Below are 1,008 nucleotides of genomic sequence, written 5' to 3'. Positions count from 1 at the left end.
GGTCACCAAGCGCTTCGGTGCGGTCCAGGCCCTGTCCGGCGTCAGCCTGGACTTCCCCGCCGGGCAGGTCACCGCCCTGATGGGCGAGAACGGCGCCGGAAAGTCCACCCTGCTCAAGATCCTCACCGGGGACCACCAGCCCACCGAGGGCGGGATCCTGACCGACGGCCGGCCGGTCTCGTTCGGCTCCCCGGCGGAGGCCAGGGCGGCCGGCATCCGGATCATCCCGCAGGAACCCGAGATCATCCCGCACGTCTCGGTCGCCGAGAACGTCTACGCCGGCGCCCTGCCCCGCACCGCCGGACGACGCCTGGACCGCGCCGGACTGCGCCGCAGGATCACCGCCGACCTCGAACGGCTGGGCTTCGACAAGGTCCTCGACCCGGACCTCCTGGGCTCCGAGCTCACCCCCGCCCAGCGCCAGCTGGTGGAGATCCTGCGCGCCCTGACCGGCGAGGCGAAGGTCATCGCCTTCGACGAGCCGACCTCCTCGCTGTCGGAGAGCGAGGTCGACGCACTCTTCGCGCTCATCCGCCGGCTGCGGCAGGACGGCGTCGCCGTCATCTACGTCTCCCACCGCATGAAGGAGATCTTCCAGCTCGCCGACCGCATCGCCGTCCTGCGCGACGGCGCCGTGGCCGGCGTCCTGGAGGCCACGGACACGGACGAGGGCGAGGTGGTGCGCCTGATGGTCGGCCGGGACCTCTCCACCCTCTTCGTCCGCCAGGACGTCACCACCGACCGGGTCGTCCTCGACGTCCGCTCCCTGACCACCGACCACGTCCGGGACATCGACCTCCAGGTACGGGCCGGGGAGGTCGTCGCCCTCGCCGGGCTGATCGGCGCCGGACGCTCCGAACTCGCCCTCGCCCTCGCCGGGGACCACCCCGTCCGCAGCGGCACCATCACCCTCGACGGCCGACCCCTGCGCCCCGGCCGCCCCAGGGCGGCGATCGCCGCCGGCATCGGCCTCGCCCCCGAGGAACGCAAGGCCCAGGCCCTGTTCCT

The 1,008-nt window shown here is 73.2% G+C and carries 1 protein-coding gene; it reads left to right on the top strand.

Annotated elements, in window-relative coordinates:
• On the top strand, positions 1–1,008 hold a 1,008-nt coding region (locus tag J5Y04_RS41180), incomplete at both ends, for a sugar ABC transporter ATP-binding protein (protein ID WP_209417674.1).

Origin of the sequence: Kitasatospora sp. RG8 (assembly GCF_017813315.1) — a bacterium.
In the GTDB taxonomy this organism is placed as follows: domain Bacteria; phylum Actinomycetota; class Actinomycetes; order Streptomycetales; family Streptomycetaceae; genus Kitasatospora.
Note: the sequence above shows the minus strand (reverse complement) of the source record. Positions and strands in the feature narration are given on the sequence as shown.